Annotated in this window: 11 protein-coding genes and 1 tRNA gene; 11 read left to right on the top strand and 1 reads right to left on the bottom strand. The window is 56.9% G+C overall.

Annotated elements, in window-relative coordinates:
• From WA354_RS24300 to WA354_RS24280, 5 genes are all read left to right on the top strand, one after another.
• Window positions 1-811: DUF362 domain-containing protein (locus WA354_RS24300; RefSeq protein ID WP_472815610.1), on the top strand; the 811-nt coding region annotated here is incomplete at its 5' end.
• Window positions 812-815: 4 nt separating this feature from the next.
• Complete coding sequence (locus WA354_RS24295) at window positions 816-2045, top strand: tetratricopeptide repeat protein (protein ID WP_472815609.1); 1230 nt, start codon at window positions 816-818, stop codon at window positions 2043-2045.
• Window positions 2046-2088: 43 nt separating this feature from the next.
• Window positions 2089-3942, top strand: a complete 1854-nt coding sequence (locus WA354_RS24290; RefSeq protein ID WP_472815608.1) for a beta-L-arabinofuranosidase domain-containing protein — start codon at window positions 2089-2091, stop codon at window positions 3940-3942.
• Between the two features lie 86 nt (window positions 3943-4028).
• Window positions 4029-4640, top strand: a complete 612-nt coding sequence (locus WA354_RS24285) for a class I SAM-dependent methyltransferase (protein ID WP_472815607.1) — start codon at window positions 4029-4031, stop codon at window positions 4638-4640.
• 93 nt (window positions 4641-4733) lie between these two features.
• On the top strand, window positions 4734-6182 hold the full coding sequence (locus WA354_RS24280; protein WP_472815606.1) for an amidohydrolase family protein: 1449 nt from the start codon (window positions 4734-4736) through the stop codon (window positions 6180-6182).
• A 93-nt stretch (window positions 6183-6275) separates the two neighbouring features.
• On the opposite strand, the gene WA354_RS24275 is transcribed toward WA354_RS24280, so the two are convergent.
• Window positions 6276-7355 (bottom strand): aldo/keto reductase, encoded by a 1080-nt coding sequence (locus WA354_RS24275; protein WP_472815605.1) that lies wholly within the window; start codon window positions 7353-7355, stop codon window positions 6276-6278.
• Between the two features lie 240 nt (window positions 7356-7595).
• Between WA354_RS24275 and WA354_RS24270 the strand changes: the two genes are divergently transcribed.
• From WA354_RS24270 to WA354_RS24245, 6 genes are all read left to right on the top strand, one after another.
• On the top strand, window positions 7596-7718 hold the full coding sequence (locus WA354_RS24270) for a hypothetical protein (protein WP_472815604.1): 123 nt from the start codon (window positions 7596-7598) through the stop codon (window positions 7716-7718).
• Window positions 7719-7991: 273 nt separating this feature from the next.
• Window positions 7992-8603 (top strand): hypothetical protein, encoded by a 612-nt coding sequence (locus tag WA354_RS24265; RefSeq protein WP_472815603.1) that lies wholly within the window; start codon window positions 7992-7994, stop codon window positions 8601-8603.
• A 119-nt stretch (window positions 8604-8722) separates the two neighbouring features.
• Window positions 8723-10507, top strand: a complete 1785-nt coding sequence (locus WA354_RS24260; RefSeq protein WP_472815602.1) for a M20/M25/M40 family metallo-hydrolase — start codon at window positions 8723-8725, stop codon at window positions 10505-10507.
• Window positions 10508-10747: 240 nt separating this feature from the next.
• Window positions 10748-10824 (top strand) — tRNA-Pro (locus tag WA354_RS24255).
• Window positions 10825-10966: 142 nt separating this feature from the next.
• Window positions 10967-11182 (top strand): hypothetical protein, encoded by a 216-nt coding sequence (locus WA354_RS24250; protein ID WP_472815601.1) that lies wholly within the window; start codon window positions 10967-10969, stop codon window positions 11180-11182.
• A 327-nt stretch (window positions 11183-11509) separates the two neighbouring features.
• Complete coding sequence (locus WA354_RS24245) at window positions 11510-12970, top strand: hypothetical protein (RefSeq protein WP_472815600.1); 1461 nt, start codon at window positions 11510-11512, stop codon at window positions 12968-12970.
• The last annotated feature ends 184 nt before the right edge of the window (window positions 12971-13154 follow it).

The raw sequence follows: 13154 nt of genomic DNA, 5'->3' as shown, positions 1-13154 counted from the left end.
GTATGCGATGGATGGACGCGGCCCACAAGCCGGAGAGCCGCGCGCGCTGGTTGAGCAGGCTCTCGAGAATCTTGGCGGGATGAGCCGATTCATCGCGCGCCAGGACGTCGTGGTCATCAAGCCCAACATCGCCTGGGATCGCACGCCCGAGCAGGCTGCCAACACCAACCCCGAGCTTGTTGCCGAAGTTGTGCGCCAGTGCTGGCAAGCCGGCGCCAAGCGCGTGATCGTCACTGATGTGAGCTGCAACGAGGCGCAGCGTTGCTTCCATCGCTCCGGAATTGAAGCGGCGGCAAGAGCAGCGGGCGCAGAGGTCATCCTGCCCGACCCTGAGAAGTTCCGCGAAGTGGATATGGGTGGCGTGGTGTTGAAGAACTGGCAGGTCTTCACGCCGTTCCTTGAAGCCGACAAGATTCTCAATCTTCCCATCGCCAAGCATCACGAACTTACGGGCGCCACGCTGGGCATGAAGAACTGGTACGGAATCCTTGGCGGTCAGCGGAACCGCCTCCATCAGCAGATTCATCAGAGCCTCGCCGATCTTGCAGCATTCATGCTGCCGACGCTCACCATCATGGACTGCTACCGCATCCTGCTACGCAACGGGCCGACAGGCGGCAACCTCGAAGATGTCGCATTGAAGAAGACCGTTGTTGCCGGAACCGACCCCGTGGCGCTGGATGCTTACGTGGCGAAGGCCTATTGGAACCTCGACGCCGAGCGCTTGCCGTATCTGCAGATGGCGGCGAATCGGGGCCTTGGAACAGTGGAGTTTGAAAAGCTGGCCATCAAGACGAGTCAGCTGAGTTAGATCAATGCGGACGCTCGCGGCGAATCGCGCACCCGCAAATGGGGAAGAAGGAATTATGAAGATATTCAGTCCAGCCTTACTCGGAGTGCTCGCTTTATCCCTTCTGCCGGCTCTGGCACAGCAGACGGGCAGGATTCACGGGCGTGTCATCAACTACACAGGTCAGCCGCAACCTGCCGGCCTGATCTGCCTGTCAACGGACAATGGCGTTACAGTGGCCCATACATTTCCGGTGGACTCGCTTGGGAACTATGCGGGTGAGGCACCCGCCGCCACGTACACGCTTGTCTATCGCATGCCCGATACTCCACCCAGCTTATGGATCGATGCCATTAATAACATCACCATCACAGCCGGCAAGGATCTGGAACAGAACGATGACATGAGCCGGCAGGCGTTCATCGACGAACTGCCCGATGAGCAGAAGAAAGAGCTTGAAAATCTGAAGAAACAGAACGCCGCAGCGCAGGGCCAGGAAGGGCTCGTCAAGACCATTAACGCGGATCTGACCATTGCATCGCAGGATCTCAAGGAATCTGACACTGCCCGGACCACGGCTATCAGGGAACTAGGCAAGACCGCCGATGCCACGGATATTGACGCGAAGGCCGCAGCAATCAAGAACTCCAAGTGCGCCGAAGTTGAATCTCTCATGCTCAAGGACCTGGAGTTAATCAAGGAGTCCGGATTGAGCGCAGATGAATCGACATTGTGGGAGAATCTTGGCCGCGCCCAGATTGGCTTGAAGAAATTCGACGAGGCTGAAAAATCGTACAAGCAGATTCTTGCGATCCAGACCGCTAGCGGGAAGCCGAATCCTGCTGCGCAGGCATTCGCGAATGCCGGTTTGGGTGAGATTTACGCACGCACCGGCAACGCCCCGGAGGCAGCCAAAGCCTTTGACCTCGCCACTCAGTTGGACCCATCGCACGCTGCGCAGTTCCTGAAAAATGAGGCGCTCGCGTTCCTGCAGACTGGCGACGCGGAAGCCCAGGTCGCGGCAGCTGACAAAGCCATCAAAGCCGATCCGAGGGACGCACTCGCCTATTACATCAAGGCGAACGGCCTTCTCAAGAAATCGGGGGTCGATTTGGCAGCGAAGCATTATGATGTGCCTCCGGGCTGCGCCGAGGCCTATCAGAAGTATTTGAGCCTGACGCCTAACGGCCCTTATGCCGCCGAGGCGCAGGCGATGCTTCGTCGGGCCAGTAAGGGGACGACGGCCGCAAAATGATCAAACGCCGCCGTGCGCGATAGAATCCTTCCGGGAGATGCTGATGTCGATCACCCGGACCCAATCCCGCCGCACGTTCCTCAAATCCAGCGCAGCGGTTGTCGCGGCTACGCTGGTTGGCGCACGCTCGGGATTAGCAGGCACAAAGGATGCGCCTCAAGTTACGCCGCCGCTGAGCCAGTTCGGATACGGTGACGTTGAGCTGCTGGAAGGGTCGGTACGCGAGCAATTCGACCGCAACCATAAGTTCTATCTTGCCCTCGATGAAGATTCGCTTTTGAAGCCCTTCCGGCAACGCGCTGGATTGCCGGATCCGGGCGAAGAGATGGGCGGCTGGTACAGTTGGGCTCCGCTGGCCGATCTCGATAACCCGGGCAACAACGGCTTTGCGCCGGGGCACAGCTTTGGCCAGTATCTCTCTGGCCTGGCGCGTGACTATGCAGCCACCGGCGACAAGGCCACGCAGGAGAAAGTGCATCGACTTGTCAATGGCTTCGCGCCTGCCATCACGCCGCACTTCTGGGATGACAACCGCTTCCCTGCCTACACCTATGACAAGATCTCCGTCGGGATGATCGACGCGCACGAATTCGCAGGAGCCCCGCAAGCCTTCAAAGCCCTCGATGCCGCGCTCGACTCGGTGACGAAGTACCTGCCGCCCGGTCCGCTCTCGCGTGCAGAGCAGTATGCGCGGCCACATAAGGATGACTCGTTCTGTTGGGATGAGCCGTACACTCTCCCTGAGAATTTCTTTCTTGCATGGCAACGCGGCGCCGGAAGCCGGTATAAGCAGATGGGCGAGCATTATCTCGCTGACAGCTGGTATTGGGATCCGTTGGCAGCCGGCGAAAATGTGCTTCCCGGAAAGCATGCGTACAGCCATGTCAACGCCATGAGCAGCGCGATGCAGGCTTACTTCGTACTTGGCAATGACAAATATCTGCGCGCGGCGCGTAACGGATTCGATTTTGTGCGCTCGCAGAGCTTCGCCACGGGCGGCTGGGGGCCGGACGAGAATTTTCGCAATCCCGGCAGCGGCGAAATTGGCGAGAGCCTGACAAAAACGCATTCGAGTTTTGAGACACCGTGCGGGTCGTACGCTCACTTCAAGATCACGCGCTATCTTCTGCGAGCCACGAAAGACAGCCGCTACGGAGACAGCATGGAACGCGTGCTCTACAACTGCATCCTCGGCGCCAAGCCGATCAAGGAAGATGGGCACGGCTTCTACTACTCTGATTACAACAACGACGGCTCGAAGTTCTATCACCCCTACAAGTGGCATTGCTGCACCGGAACGTTTTCGCAGGTCACGGCGGATTACGGCATCAGTTCGTATTTCTGCGACGACAAAGGCGTGTACGTGAATCTCTTTATTCCATCGCGTGTGACGTGGAATCGCGGCGGCGATCGCGTGATCCTGACGCAGCGGACGGAGTATCCGCATCGGCCGACCACACAGATCGAAGTCTCGCCGGACAAGTCCGCAACGTTCGCGATTCATCTCCGCATCCCGGAGTGGGTTGGCCCCAAGACTTCGATTGCGGTGAATGGGACTCGCCTTCCCGTTGTACTGATGCCGGGCCAATTCGTGCCGATCATGCGCACGTGGAAGAAGGGCGATCGCATCGAAGTTGAATTCGACATGCCCACGACTCTCGAAGCGGTCGATCCACAGCACCCGAAACTGGTGGCGGCTGTGCACGGCCCTCTGGCACTGTTTGCCGTAGGCGAGATTCCGCCAGCCGTGCGTTCCCAGGAAATGGCTGCGGTTACGCAAGTGGCACATGGCTCGACGAACTGGCAGGTGAAAACAGCATCGGGTGTGATCTCAATGCGCCCATTCACGACGATCAACGATGAGCATTACCGGCTTTACCTCAACGTTGAAGGCTGATGCGCTGAAAAGATGGCAACGTGGGGGGCGACGAGGCAGTTCGCACCGCGAGTAATTCCCGATTTCGATATAGAAAAGGTGCCGCTGTGGCCTTGAGCGTACAAGAGCAGTTCGGGCAGATCGATATTTATGTCTTCGACCAGATTCTGCGCGGAAACATTGCACCCGGCATGCGTGTGCTGGACGCCGGATGCGGTTATGGGAGGAACCTTGTCTATTTGCTGCGCGAAGGATGCGAGGTCTTCGCGCTGGATCAGGATGCCGAAGGTGTCGATCACGTGCGCAAATTGTCTGCATCGCTGGAGACGGGGTTACCGCCGGAAAATTTCCAGGTTGCTCCTATTGAAAAAATGCCATTCGCGGACGGATTTACCGACATAGTCATCTGTTCTTCGGTGCTCCATTTCGCGCGGGATGACGAACACTTTCACGGTATGCTGGCAGAACTCTGGCGAGTACTCCGGCCGGGCGGGATGTTGTTTTGTCGATTGGGGTCAAGGATTGGCATGGACTTCGAAAGAGTTGGCGGGAATCGATTCATCGTTGGCGATGGTTCAAAGTGGTACCTCGTGGACGAAGAGATGCTCATGGACCTGGTCGAAGAAATGAATGCCGTGCTGGTGGATCCCCTGAAGACAACCATCGTGCAGGATTATCGCTGCATGACGACATGGGTGCTGAGGAAAAGAATAGGCTGAAGGCGCACGGCTCCGCATTTCCAATTGACACCACCCGTGTCGTGGCGGAGACTTGCAGGCGGAACCCAATCCCTTCCCGGTGGCCAGGATCTCATGCTAATTCTGCAACGCGGAGCAGTACTATGCTTTGCATTTACCCTCAGCCTGCCGTGCGCGGCTCAAGCCAAATCCGCGCTCTCGGCCTACATCAGGGAAAACGCGCCCGCACTGGTGCTCGATCATGTGCGCATCATCGACGGCACCGGCGCCGCGCCGCAGGAAGATATGCGCATCGTAATCACGGGCGGGAAAATCAGTGCCTTGCACGATGCCAAATCGCACGGTGATGATCCTGCGAACGCGAAGGTGCTGGACATGACGGGCAAAACGGTGATGCCCGGCCTGGTCGGCATGCACGAGCACCTCTTCTACCCGCTGCCCAATCGTCCTGCCGACGGACTCGGCCTCTATGCAGAGGCGGCAGACAGTGCGCCGCGCCTATATCTCGCCGGCGGCGTGACGACGGCGCGAACCGGCGGCAGCCTGGAGCCCTACACCGATCTCGAGTTGAAGCGCGCCATCGAGGCCGGAAAAATTCCCGGGCCGAAGTTCGATATTACGGGACCATACCTTGAGGGCAAAGGCACTTTCGCCATTCAGATGCATCAACTGAGCGACCCGGACGACGCAGCTCGCCTGGTGGACTACTGGGCGGCGGAAGGCGTGACGTCGTTCAAAGCGTATAACTATCTCACCGCAGACGAGCTAAAAGCTGCGATCGATCACGCCCATGCGCACGGACTCAAAATCACAGGACATCTCTGCTCCGTTGGATTCAAGCAGGCTGCGGCTTTAGGCATCGACAACCTGGAACACGGACTCGTGGTCGATACCGAATTCTTTCCCGGCAAGAAGCCTGATGTGTGTCCTGGCTTCCGCGAAAACCTGAATTACATTGTGCAGAGTCTCGACGTTGACGCGCCCGCGGTTCACGATATGATCAGCGACCTGGTAGCACATCACGTGGCAATCACATCGACACTGGCGGTGATGGAAACCTTAACCGCCAATCGTCCGCCCATGCAGCGGGAAAGCGCGGCGCTGAAAACCATGACCGTAGAGGCGGCCAAGGAATATCTCACCGTGCGGTCGACAATGGCAGAACAGAAGACAGGCGAGATTCTGTTGCACAAAGAGATGCAATTCGAGCGCGAGTTCGTGGCGTCCGGCGGATTGCTGATGGCCGGCTGCGATCCAACCAGCTACGGCGGCGTGGTGCCTGGCTTTGGCGACCAGCGCAATCTTGAGTTGTTGGTCGAGGCCGGATTTACCGCGGTCGAGGCGATTCGCATTGCTTCCCTGAATGGCGCAAAATACATGGGCAAAGACGGAGAGATCGGATCCATCGCTCCAGGTAAGGCCGCCGATATGGTGGTTCTCGGCGGCAACCCTGCAGAGAAGATCGAGAATGTCGAAAAGGTGGAGATGGTTTTCAAAGACGGAGTTGGATACGATTCCGCGGCGCTCATTCGGTCGGTGAACGGAACGGTAGGAATTCGCTAGCGACGCCACGCCAAGAGCGAATTCCATTAGCTTTGAGAAACAGAAAGGCCGAAGCGCTGCGCTTCGGCCTTTCCTCTTGAAGCTAGAAAGCACCTACGGCCGGTCGTAGAAGCGGAAGAACAGTGACGGCTTGGCGCAGGGCTCGGCCCTGGCGACTAGCTCCGTCTGCTGCTTTTCGTTGATGGGCGTGAAATTACGCGCCAGCTGCACGTTCTCTTCAAGCTGCGCGGTGTTATCGCATCCGATGATTACGGTGCTAACGGGGCGGGAAAGCGTGTAGTACATCGCTTCGCGCATGGAGAGGGTGCCGGGCTTGTCGGTCTGGATCGTCATGCCTTCCCATGAATGCTTCTGCTGCTCGATCGGAGGCGGCGTCCACGTGGACAAGATGCGTCCGCGTCCCGGAATCTTCATTCCGATGATGCCCATCTCCTTTTCAACCGCCAGGGGCAGCAGCGCTTCATTGAAGCTGTAGTGATGCGGGTCGGCCGCATTCATCGCCATCAGGATGCAATCGAAGTCATGCCGGTGAATGCACTCGATGAGAGCTTCGGGCCGATAGTGTCCGGTGATGCCGAGATAGCGCACCACCTTCTGCTGCTGCATGTCGAGCAGCGCTTCCATCGCGCCGCCCTTGGCGAAGATCTGGTCTACGTCATACATGGTGCCGACATCGTGCAATTGCCAGAGGTCGACGTGGTCGGTCTGGAGCAACTGCAGCGACTTCTCGATCATGCGCATCGAACCATCGCGCGTCCGCTCCTTCGTCTTGGTCGCGAGGAATGCCTCGTTGCGGCGCTTCGCCATCACCTTGCCGACGTACTGTTCGCTCCAGCGGTCCGGGCCCCCATAGATGGATGAGGTGTCGATATAGTTCACGCCAAGATCGAGGGCGCGATCGACGATGGGAACCGCGATATCAAAGTTGTTCGGCTTCTCGAGCGCAGCCTGGCCGCCCAGGGAGAAAACGCCTACCTTGTATCCAGTCTTGCCCAGATTCCGCGTGGGCATGGCCGCCGGCGTGCGCGGATTCGAGGGCAGACCGGGCAGGGACTTATTGGGCGTGACGGCAAATGCGGAGGGCGTGAGCAGCGCTGCAGTGGCTGCTCCGCCGATCTTCAAAAAATCGCGGCGGCCCTTGTTGCGGGGCGATGTAGCGTTCTTTTCGCTCATGAGTTGCTCCTGGATCGATCGAGATACGGGCGATTCCATGATAAACCCATGCGCCGGCACACGTTTCCATGCTTCCGGCAACCGCTTCGACGAATGCAAGCCCGGTGGCCTTACCTTTCCGATGACCAATGGTCGGATCTTTGATGCGACGCAAGGCGCTTTTTACGAGATACTTAACTGATTTCGAAATGAAGCCATGATGCGGCAAATTTGTTAATCTAGTTCTCAGGGAGCTCAAACATGATTACTTCCCCATTCCTTGTTGTCCCGGTCATCGCTGCAGTCTTTCTCGCGTGCATTCTCTGGGCAACTGGTGGCACGGCCGACGGAAAAACAGAAGACCACCAGCACGGAGCACATTGATTGGTTACCAGGACAACTGATTCGCCGACAGTCTGAATTATGTTCTTGGGGTCGGGAAAGCAACTTCAGCATCATTACAAAAGAAAATGGGCCACTGCGATGAATGCGCAGCGGCCCTTTTGATGTTCAGATTGCAGTTTGGCGGCTCATTCTTAACGTCCTGCCGCATGTTCTGAGGCGGAAATGCCGCTCTACCGGTTGGCCGCACACGCGGCGCAACAGCCGGAACCAACAGGCGTCTGATACCGTACTACGGTGTGTGAGGGTAATCTTATGAATCGGAAGGCGATCTGTATTTTGGCTGGAACGGCCCTGGTTGCAGGCATTGCGGGCTGCCGGGTCCACGTAGACAAGGATGCCAGCGGTAAGGAAAAAAATGTCCAGGTCGACACGCCATTTGGCGGAGTCCACGTCAATACCGATCAGATTTCAGCGGCTGACCTGGGGCTGCCTGTGTATCCCGGCGCTGAGATCGTGAAGGACAAAGATCATGACAAGTCCGCCGATGTGAACATGGGCTTTGGCGAATGGACTTTGCGCGTACGCGCGGTAAACTACGCCACCGACGATTCCCAGGACAAGGTGACGGCGTTCTACAAGAAGGCTCTGGGGCGCTACGGCGACGTCATCACCTGCCAGGGAAATGCGCCCGTAGGTACACCCATCTCAACTTCAGAGGGGTTGACCTGCGCCGACAACGGGAGTCATGGAAACGTGAAGATCGATGACAAGGATTTTGGTGTCCACGGAGGCCTCCAGCTCAAGGCCGGCTCGAAGCGCCATCAGCACATCCTCGGCTTCGAAGATTCCATGAACGGCAAAACTCGATTTGCCCTTGTGGCGCTCGACCTCCCTGCTTCAGTGGACGGCGGAAAGTCCGACTAAGCCGCCAAGCAGGAACTCCCGATCGCAACGGCATGCCGGCATTATTTGTGGCCTCCGGGTGTGGTTGATGCCATAGAATTTGCACAGGTATCAACCCCATCCCATCGGAGTTCGAAAAGATGCGCATTTCAATTGCCCGCCTTTCCCCGGCGGCGCTGCTGCTGGCCGTTGCCACTGTTTTTTACGCAGCCGATAAACCAAAGCCCACGCCGCCTGCCGCCCCCGTCGATCCGTACAGCGAAGTCCAGCCCGCTACCGAATCGCTCGACATGACGATGTACCAGCGAATTCGTGATGAGGGCCTGAACCACTCGCACGTGATGGAATTTGCTTCAGCGCTGATGGATGGCATCGGCCCGCGTCTGACGGGGTCGCCCAATTTGAAGAAGGCCAATGAGTGGACCAGCCAGACGCTGACCAAAATCGGACTGGAAAATGCACACCTGGAAGACTGGGGCGAGTTCGGCCTCGGTTGGCAACAAATGAACACCTGGGCGCGCATGGTCACACCCGATACCGCGGTTTTGATTCTGCAATCAACACCATGGTCCCCGGCAACGCCCGGTCCTGTCACGGGTGACGTGGTCTTCGTCAATATCCAAAGCGAGAAGGATTTTGATCAATACAAGGGAAAGCTGGCCGGCAAAATTGTCTTGTACGGCGCAATGCGCGAAGTTCCGCCTGTCGATAAGGCGCTCTTTGAACGCTATACAGAAAAGGAACTTGAAGATATCGCCGAGTTCCCGGTAAACGCCAATGCGGGCGGCATTCCACCGGAGATGCAGGCGCGCCTCCGCACGTATCTGGAACGCATGCGCATGATAGATAAGGTCGCGCAGTTCTTCACAGATGAGAAAGTGGCAGCAGTGATCGAGCCGAGCCGCGACGGCAAGAATGGCGGCGGCAGCGGCGGGACATTTTTCGATGACAACGGAGCAACGCTGGGCCGGACACCCTACCTGGCAGACAAGCGCGTCAAAATCCCCGTAGCTGTTGCTGCAATCGAGAGCTATGGTCGCCTCTATCGGCTCACGCAGGCTCATGTACCTGTAACCGTCCAAATCAACATCGATACCCAATTTACGGGCGAACATGAACACGGTTTTGACACCGTCGCCGAAATTCCCGGCACCGATCCCAAGCTGAAGGATCAGGTCGTTATGCTCGGCGGACACTTGGATAGCTGGATCGCAGGTACAGGCGCAACAGACAACGGAGCCGGCACGGTCGTTGCTATGGAAGCCGTGCGCATCCTCAAAGCGCTTGGCGTTAAGCCACGCCGTACCATCCGCATCGCGCTCTGGACCGGCGAAGAACAGGGTCTTCTCGGATCAAAAGGATACTGCAAGCAGCACTTCGGCTCGGCCGCGCTCTCAACTGCTCCTGATCAAATGGCGCTTCCTGAATTTCTGCGCCGTGCCACCGGACCACTCGAAGTGAAGCCGGAGCAGAAACTTATCTCCGCCTACTTCAACGTTGATAACGGCTCGGGCAAAATTCGTGGGATCTATCTTCAGGGCAATGCCGCCGTCTCCCCCATCTTTGCGCAGTGGATGGCGCCTCTAAAAGACCTGGGCGTTACGACACTGACGATGCGAAACACCGGTGGAACGGATCACCTGAGCTTCGACGCAGTGGGAATTCCGGGATTCCAATTCATTCAGGATGACCTCGATTACGAAAGCCGCGACCATCATTCCAACCAGGACGTGGTGGAGCGACTGCAGGCGGCGGACCTGAAGCAGATCGCCACGGTCGAAGCGATCTTCGTCTACAACGCAGCTCAACGAGACGAGATGATTCCTCGCAAACCGCTGCCCGATCCCGCGGGCGAGGAGAAGCGCCGTGCTCCCATCGAAGAGATCTTCCCCGGTGCACCCTCCCCGGCGGCTCCGGAGAAATAATAGATTCGGTTGTCAGCCTTTCGAAATAAGCCCGCCAGGCGATGAGCCTTGCGGGCTTATTTTCTCGTCAGCGCAAGCACTTTTTCAGTCGCAACCGCGCCCGAGGCCCTGGATACGAATGAAGCTCAGGTTCGTCCCTGCCAAGCCATCTGTTCGGAGATTCTGCTACACTTACCAAAGCGTACCAAGCGGGAAAACGCACCAGGCAGCGCCCGATGATACGCATCCGCAAACCAAGTTCGGGGAGTGGCTCAGCCTGGTAGAGCACCTGGTTCGGGACCAGGGGGTCGGAGGTTCAAATCCTCTCTCCCCGACCATTCTTTCTCATTCACAATTAAAGAGTTACGCGGCTTTTTCCGTTGCATGGCTGAGTACCGTTTTCGGTACATTCGGTACAATCGAGGGCAAATCGAAGCCGACGCCGCACCTCTCCCCCCACATCCTTCGAAAAGCCAGATCGTGCCTGATCTTGTCGTAAAGGTCAGTCATGCTGTCACCGGCGTGGCCCATCCAAAACTTCTGGAGACCTTCAGGACACTCGGTGTAGTTGCGGAGGTACGTGTTCCGGAAACGACGAAAAGCGTGGTTGCCTGCTTTGTGATCGCCGGTGTGTGGGTTGACGAACCCAGCCTGCTTAAGTGCCGGGTGGAGATGGCGACGCAGAATACAGGATGAACCCAACGGCTTTCCATTCCGCGTACAGAACAGGAACCCACCAGCGCCGATCAATTCAGTCTTGCCTAGAATTTCAAATAGGCCAAGGTCTTCCGGCTGACCCACGAAGCACCCCGACCTTGGAATGCTCTTTGGCCGATAGACACGCGCTTCGGTATTTATGAGGGCGAATAATATTTTGGACAGTCATTTCACAATCTGAGTTATGCTTGTACCTCTCTCGGACCAATGCAGATTATTTGTCGCAGGAGTGGACGAGTAAGCTGGCCTCTGGCTGCAAAGATTCGCTTTTAACATCCGCCGTAGTCCGGCTCTTTAGGAGGATATATGTCGGGACGCTTCCCTATTTTGATGGGTCTAATCGGTATTCTGCTTTCCGTCGCCAGTGCAGGCGCGCAACCGGGATCAGCGAATTGCTTAGCAGCGCAAAAGCGGGTCACCGATCAAATAACTAAGATTAGCGACTTCGAATTAACCAAGAACAGTACCCAATATCAAGGGCCGGGCCAGGCGATTTATGCAGCTACATTGAAGCAAATGAATATGAATCTGCAGGGTTTGCAAGCCAGTGCGACCCTTGCGTGTTCCAGTAGCGGCGGGATTCAGGAAGGGCAACTTTTTCCAAAATATCAGGTCATGACCGTCATCTATGCGCCTCCCGGCACTGCCGGAGGTAAGAGCGCAAGTTATGTCGATTACTCCACGGGCAGTAGCTTGGGCACAATCGTCGATGTCTCGAGTTCCTTCAAATCGGATTACAGTATCACGGCTGGTCTATCGGTCGGGGGCGGAGGAAATATGGCCTCAGCTTCGCTCGGCAATGAGTGGTCTACCACTCAGCTTACAAGTACGGAGTACAAAATTTCCTCGACTGGGAAAAATGAGGTGAAGGTACCGGGTCCTGCACTGAACGGAATCGATCACGACTATGATCAAATTTGGCTCTGTCTTAATCCCGCGATGACTATCGAGGTCGCAGGCAAGAAAATTACTTACACTCCGGGCGTGAACGGCCCGGTCCTTGATCAGATTTACGTCTACGTTTCGGAGCTAAAGAACCCGGCCAGTATGCGGGCCGACGTGGCGGCCACTCTCAAATCGAGAGGATTCACGACAGACGATTATGCTTCAATTCTGAAAGCAGACCCCTTCGCTAACGGTGCCACTGCGATCGATACGCGCCGCTTTCAGGAAACCTCAACGACGTTCCCTTATGAACCACCGCTCACGTCACAGGATTCGCCGACGATCAGCACCTATACCGTCACCTACGATGGATCCCAGGCGGTCAAGCACGAAGCAGATAGTAGCTATGCCATCACGGTCACGGCCAGCGTGACTGTAGGACTCATTGCGAATCTAACGTTGTCCACCAAAGACTCCTGGACCTGGACCCAAAACAACAGCACCGAGAATACTGTTGGCACGTCGAGTTCTGCTGCGGTTGCCATCGCCGATCCCTCCTACGGGTACACTAGCGACATAGCCCAGGTTGCGGTCTACTGGGACACGGTGTTTGGCTCATTTACGTTTGCGCCAGTTCCGGTAGGCAACCCGTTTCTATCTGGTGTTTTGTACGACAAGAACCACCTGCCGCAGATCGGACAGAAGGTTGTCCTCACAGCAAACGGCCGTACCTTCGTGACCTATAGCGATAAAAAAGGTGCGTATCGCTTCCCAGGTACGCCGGTTGGTACGATGAATGGCGTTCTAACCGCAGGCGGCATGACGGAAAATGTGCAGCTGAGCCCCCAACCCATCACGCACAATCTCAACCTTCTCAAGTAATCGAAACGTATCATCAAGACCTTGCTACGACGATGCTGGAAGGCGGTTGGCCACGATTTCATCCACCCGAGCCCTGCCTTTGGGGATCGGGGAGGAAATCCGATCCGCTTGCTAAATGCATCCGCTCGGGAGTTTCTAGCCTCTCTGGTGATCTAATGAACCAGATTCGATTCGGTTTCTACAC

This window comes from Occallatibacter sp., from assembly GCF_049802275.1.
GTDB lineage: Bacteria > Acidobacteriota > Terriglobia > Terriglobales > Acidobacteriaceae > Telmatobacter.
Note: the sequence above shows the minus strand (reverse complement) of the source record. Positions and strands in the feature narration are given on the sequence as shown.

Excerpts from the sequence above, each read along its gene's own strand:
- WA354_RS24290 (WP_472815608.1), top strand. The coding sequence starts at position 2,089 with ATGTCGATCACCCGGACCCAATCCCGCCGCACGTTCCTCAAATCCAGC.
- WA354_RS24295 (WP_472815609.1), top strand. The coding sequence starts at position 816 with ATGCGGACGCTCGCGGCGAATCGCGCACCCGCAAATGGGGAAGAAGGA.
- WA354_RS24260 (WP_472815602.1), top strand. The coding sequence starts at position 8,723 with ATGCGCATTTCAATTGCCCGCCTTTCCCCGGCGGCGCTGCTGCTGGCC.
- WA354_RS24265 (WP_472815603.1), top strand. The coding sequence starts at position 7,992 with ATGAATCGGAAGGCGATCTGTATTTTGGCTGGAACGGCCCTGGTTGCA.
- WA354_RS24270 (WP_472815604.1), top strand. The coding sequence starts at position 7,596 with ATGATTACTTCCCCATTCCTTGTTGTCCCGGTCATCGCTGCAGTCTTT.
- WA354_RS24275 (WP_472815605.1), bottom strand. The coding sequence starts at position 7,355 with ATGAGCGAAAAGAACGCTACATCGCCCCGCAACAAGGGCCGCCGCGAT.
- WA354_RS24245 (WP_472815600.1), top strand. The coding sequence starts at position 11,510 with ATGTCGGGACGCTTCCCTATTTTGATGGGTCTAATCGGTATTCTGCTT.
- WA354_RS24280 (WP_472815606.1), top strand. The coding sequence starts at position 4,734 with ATGCTAATTCTGCAACGCGGAGCAGTACTATGCTTTGCATTTACCCTC.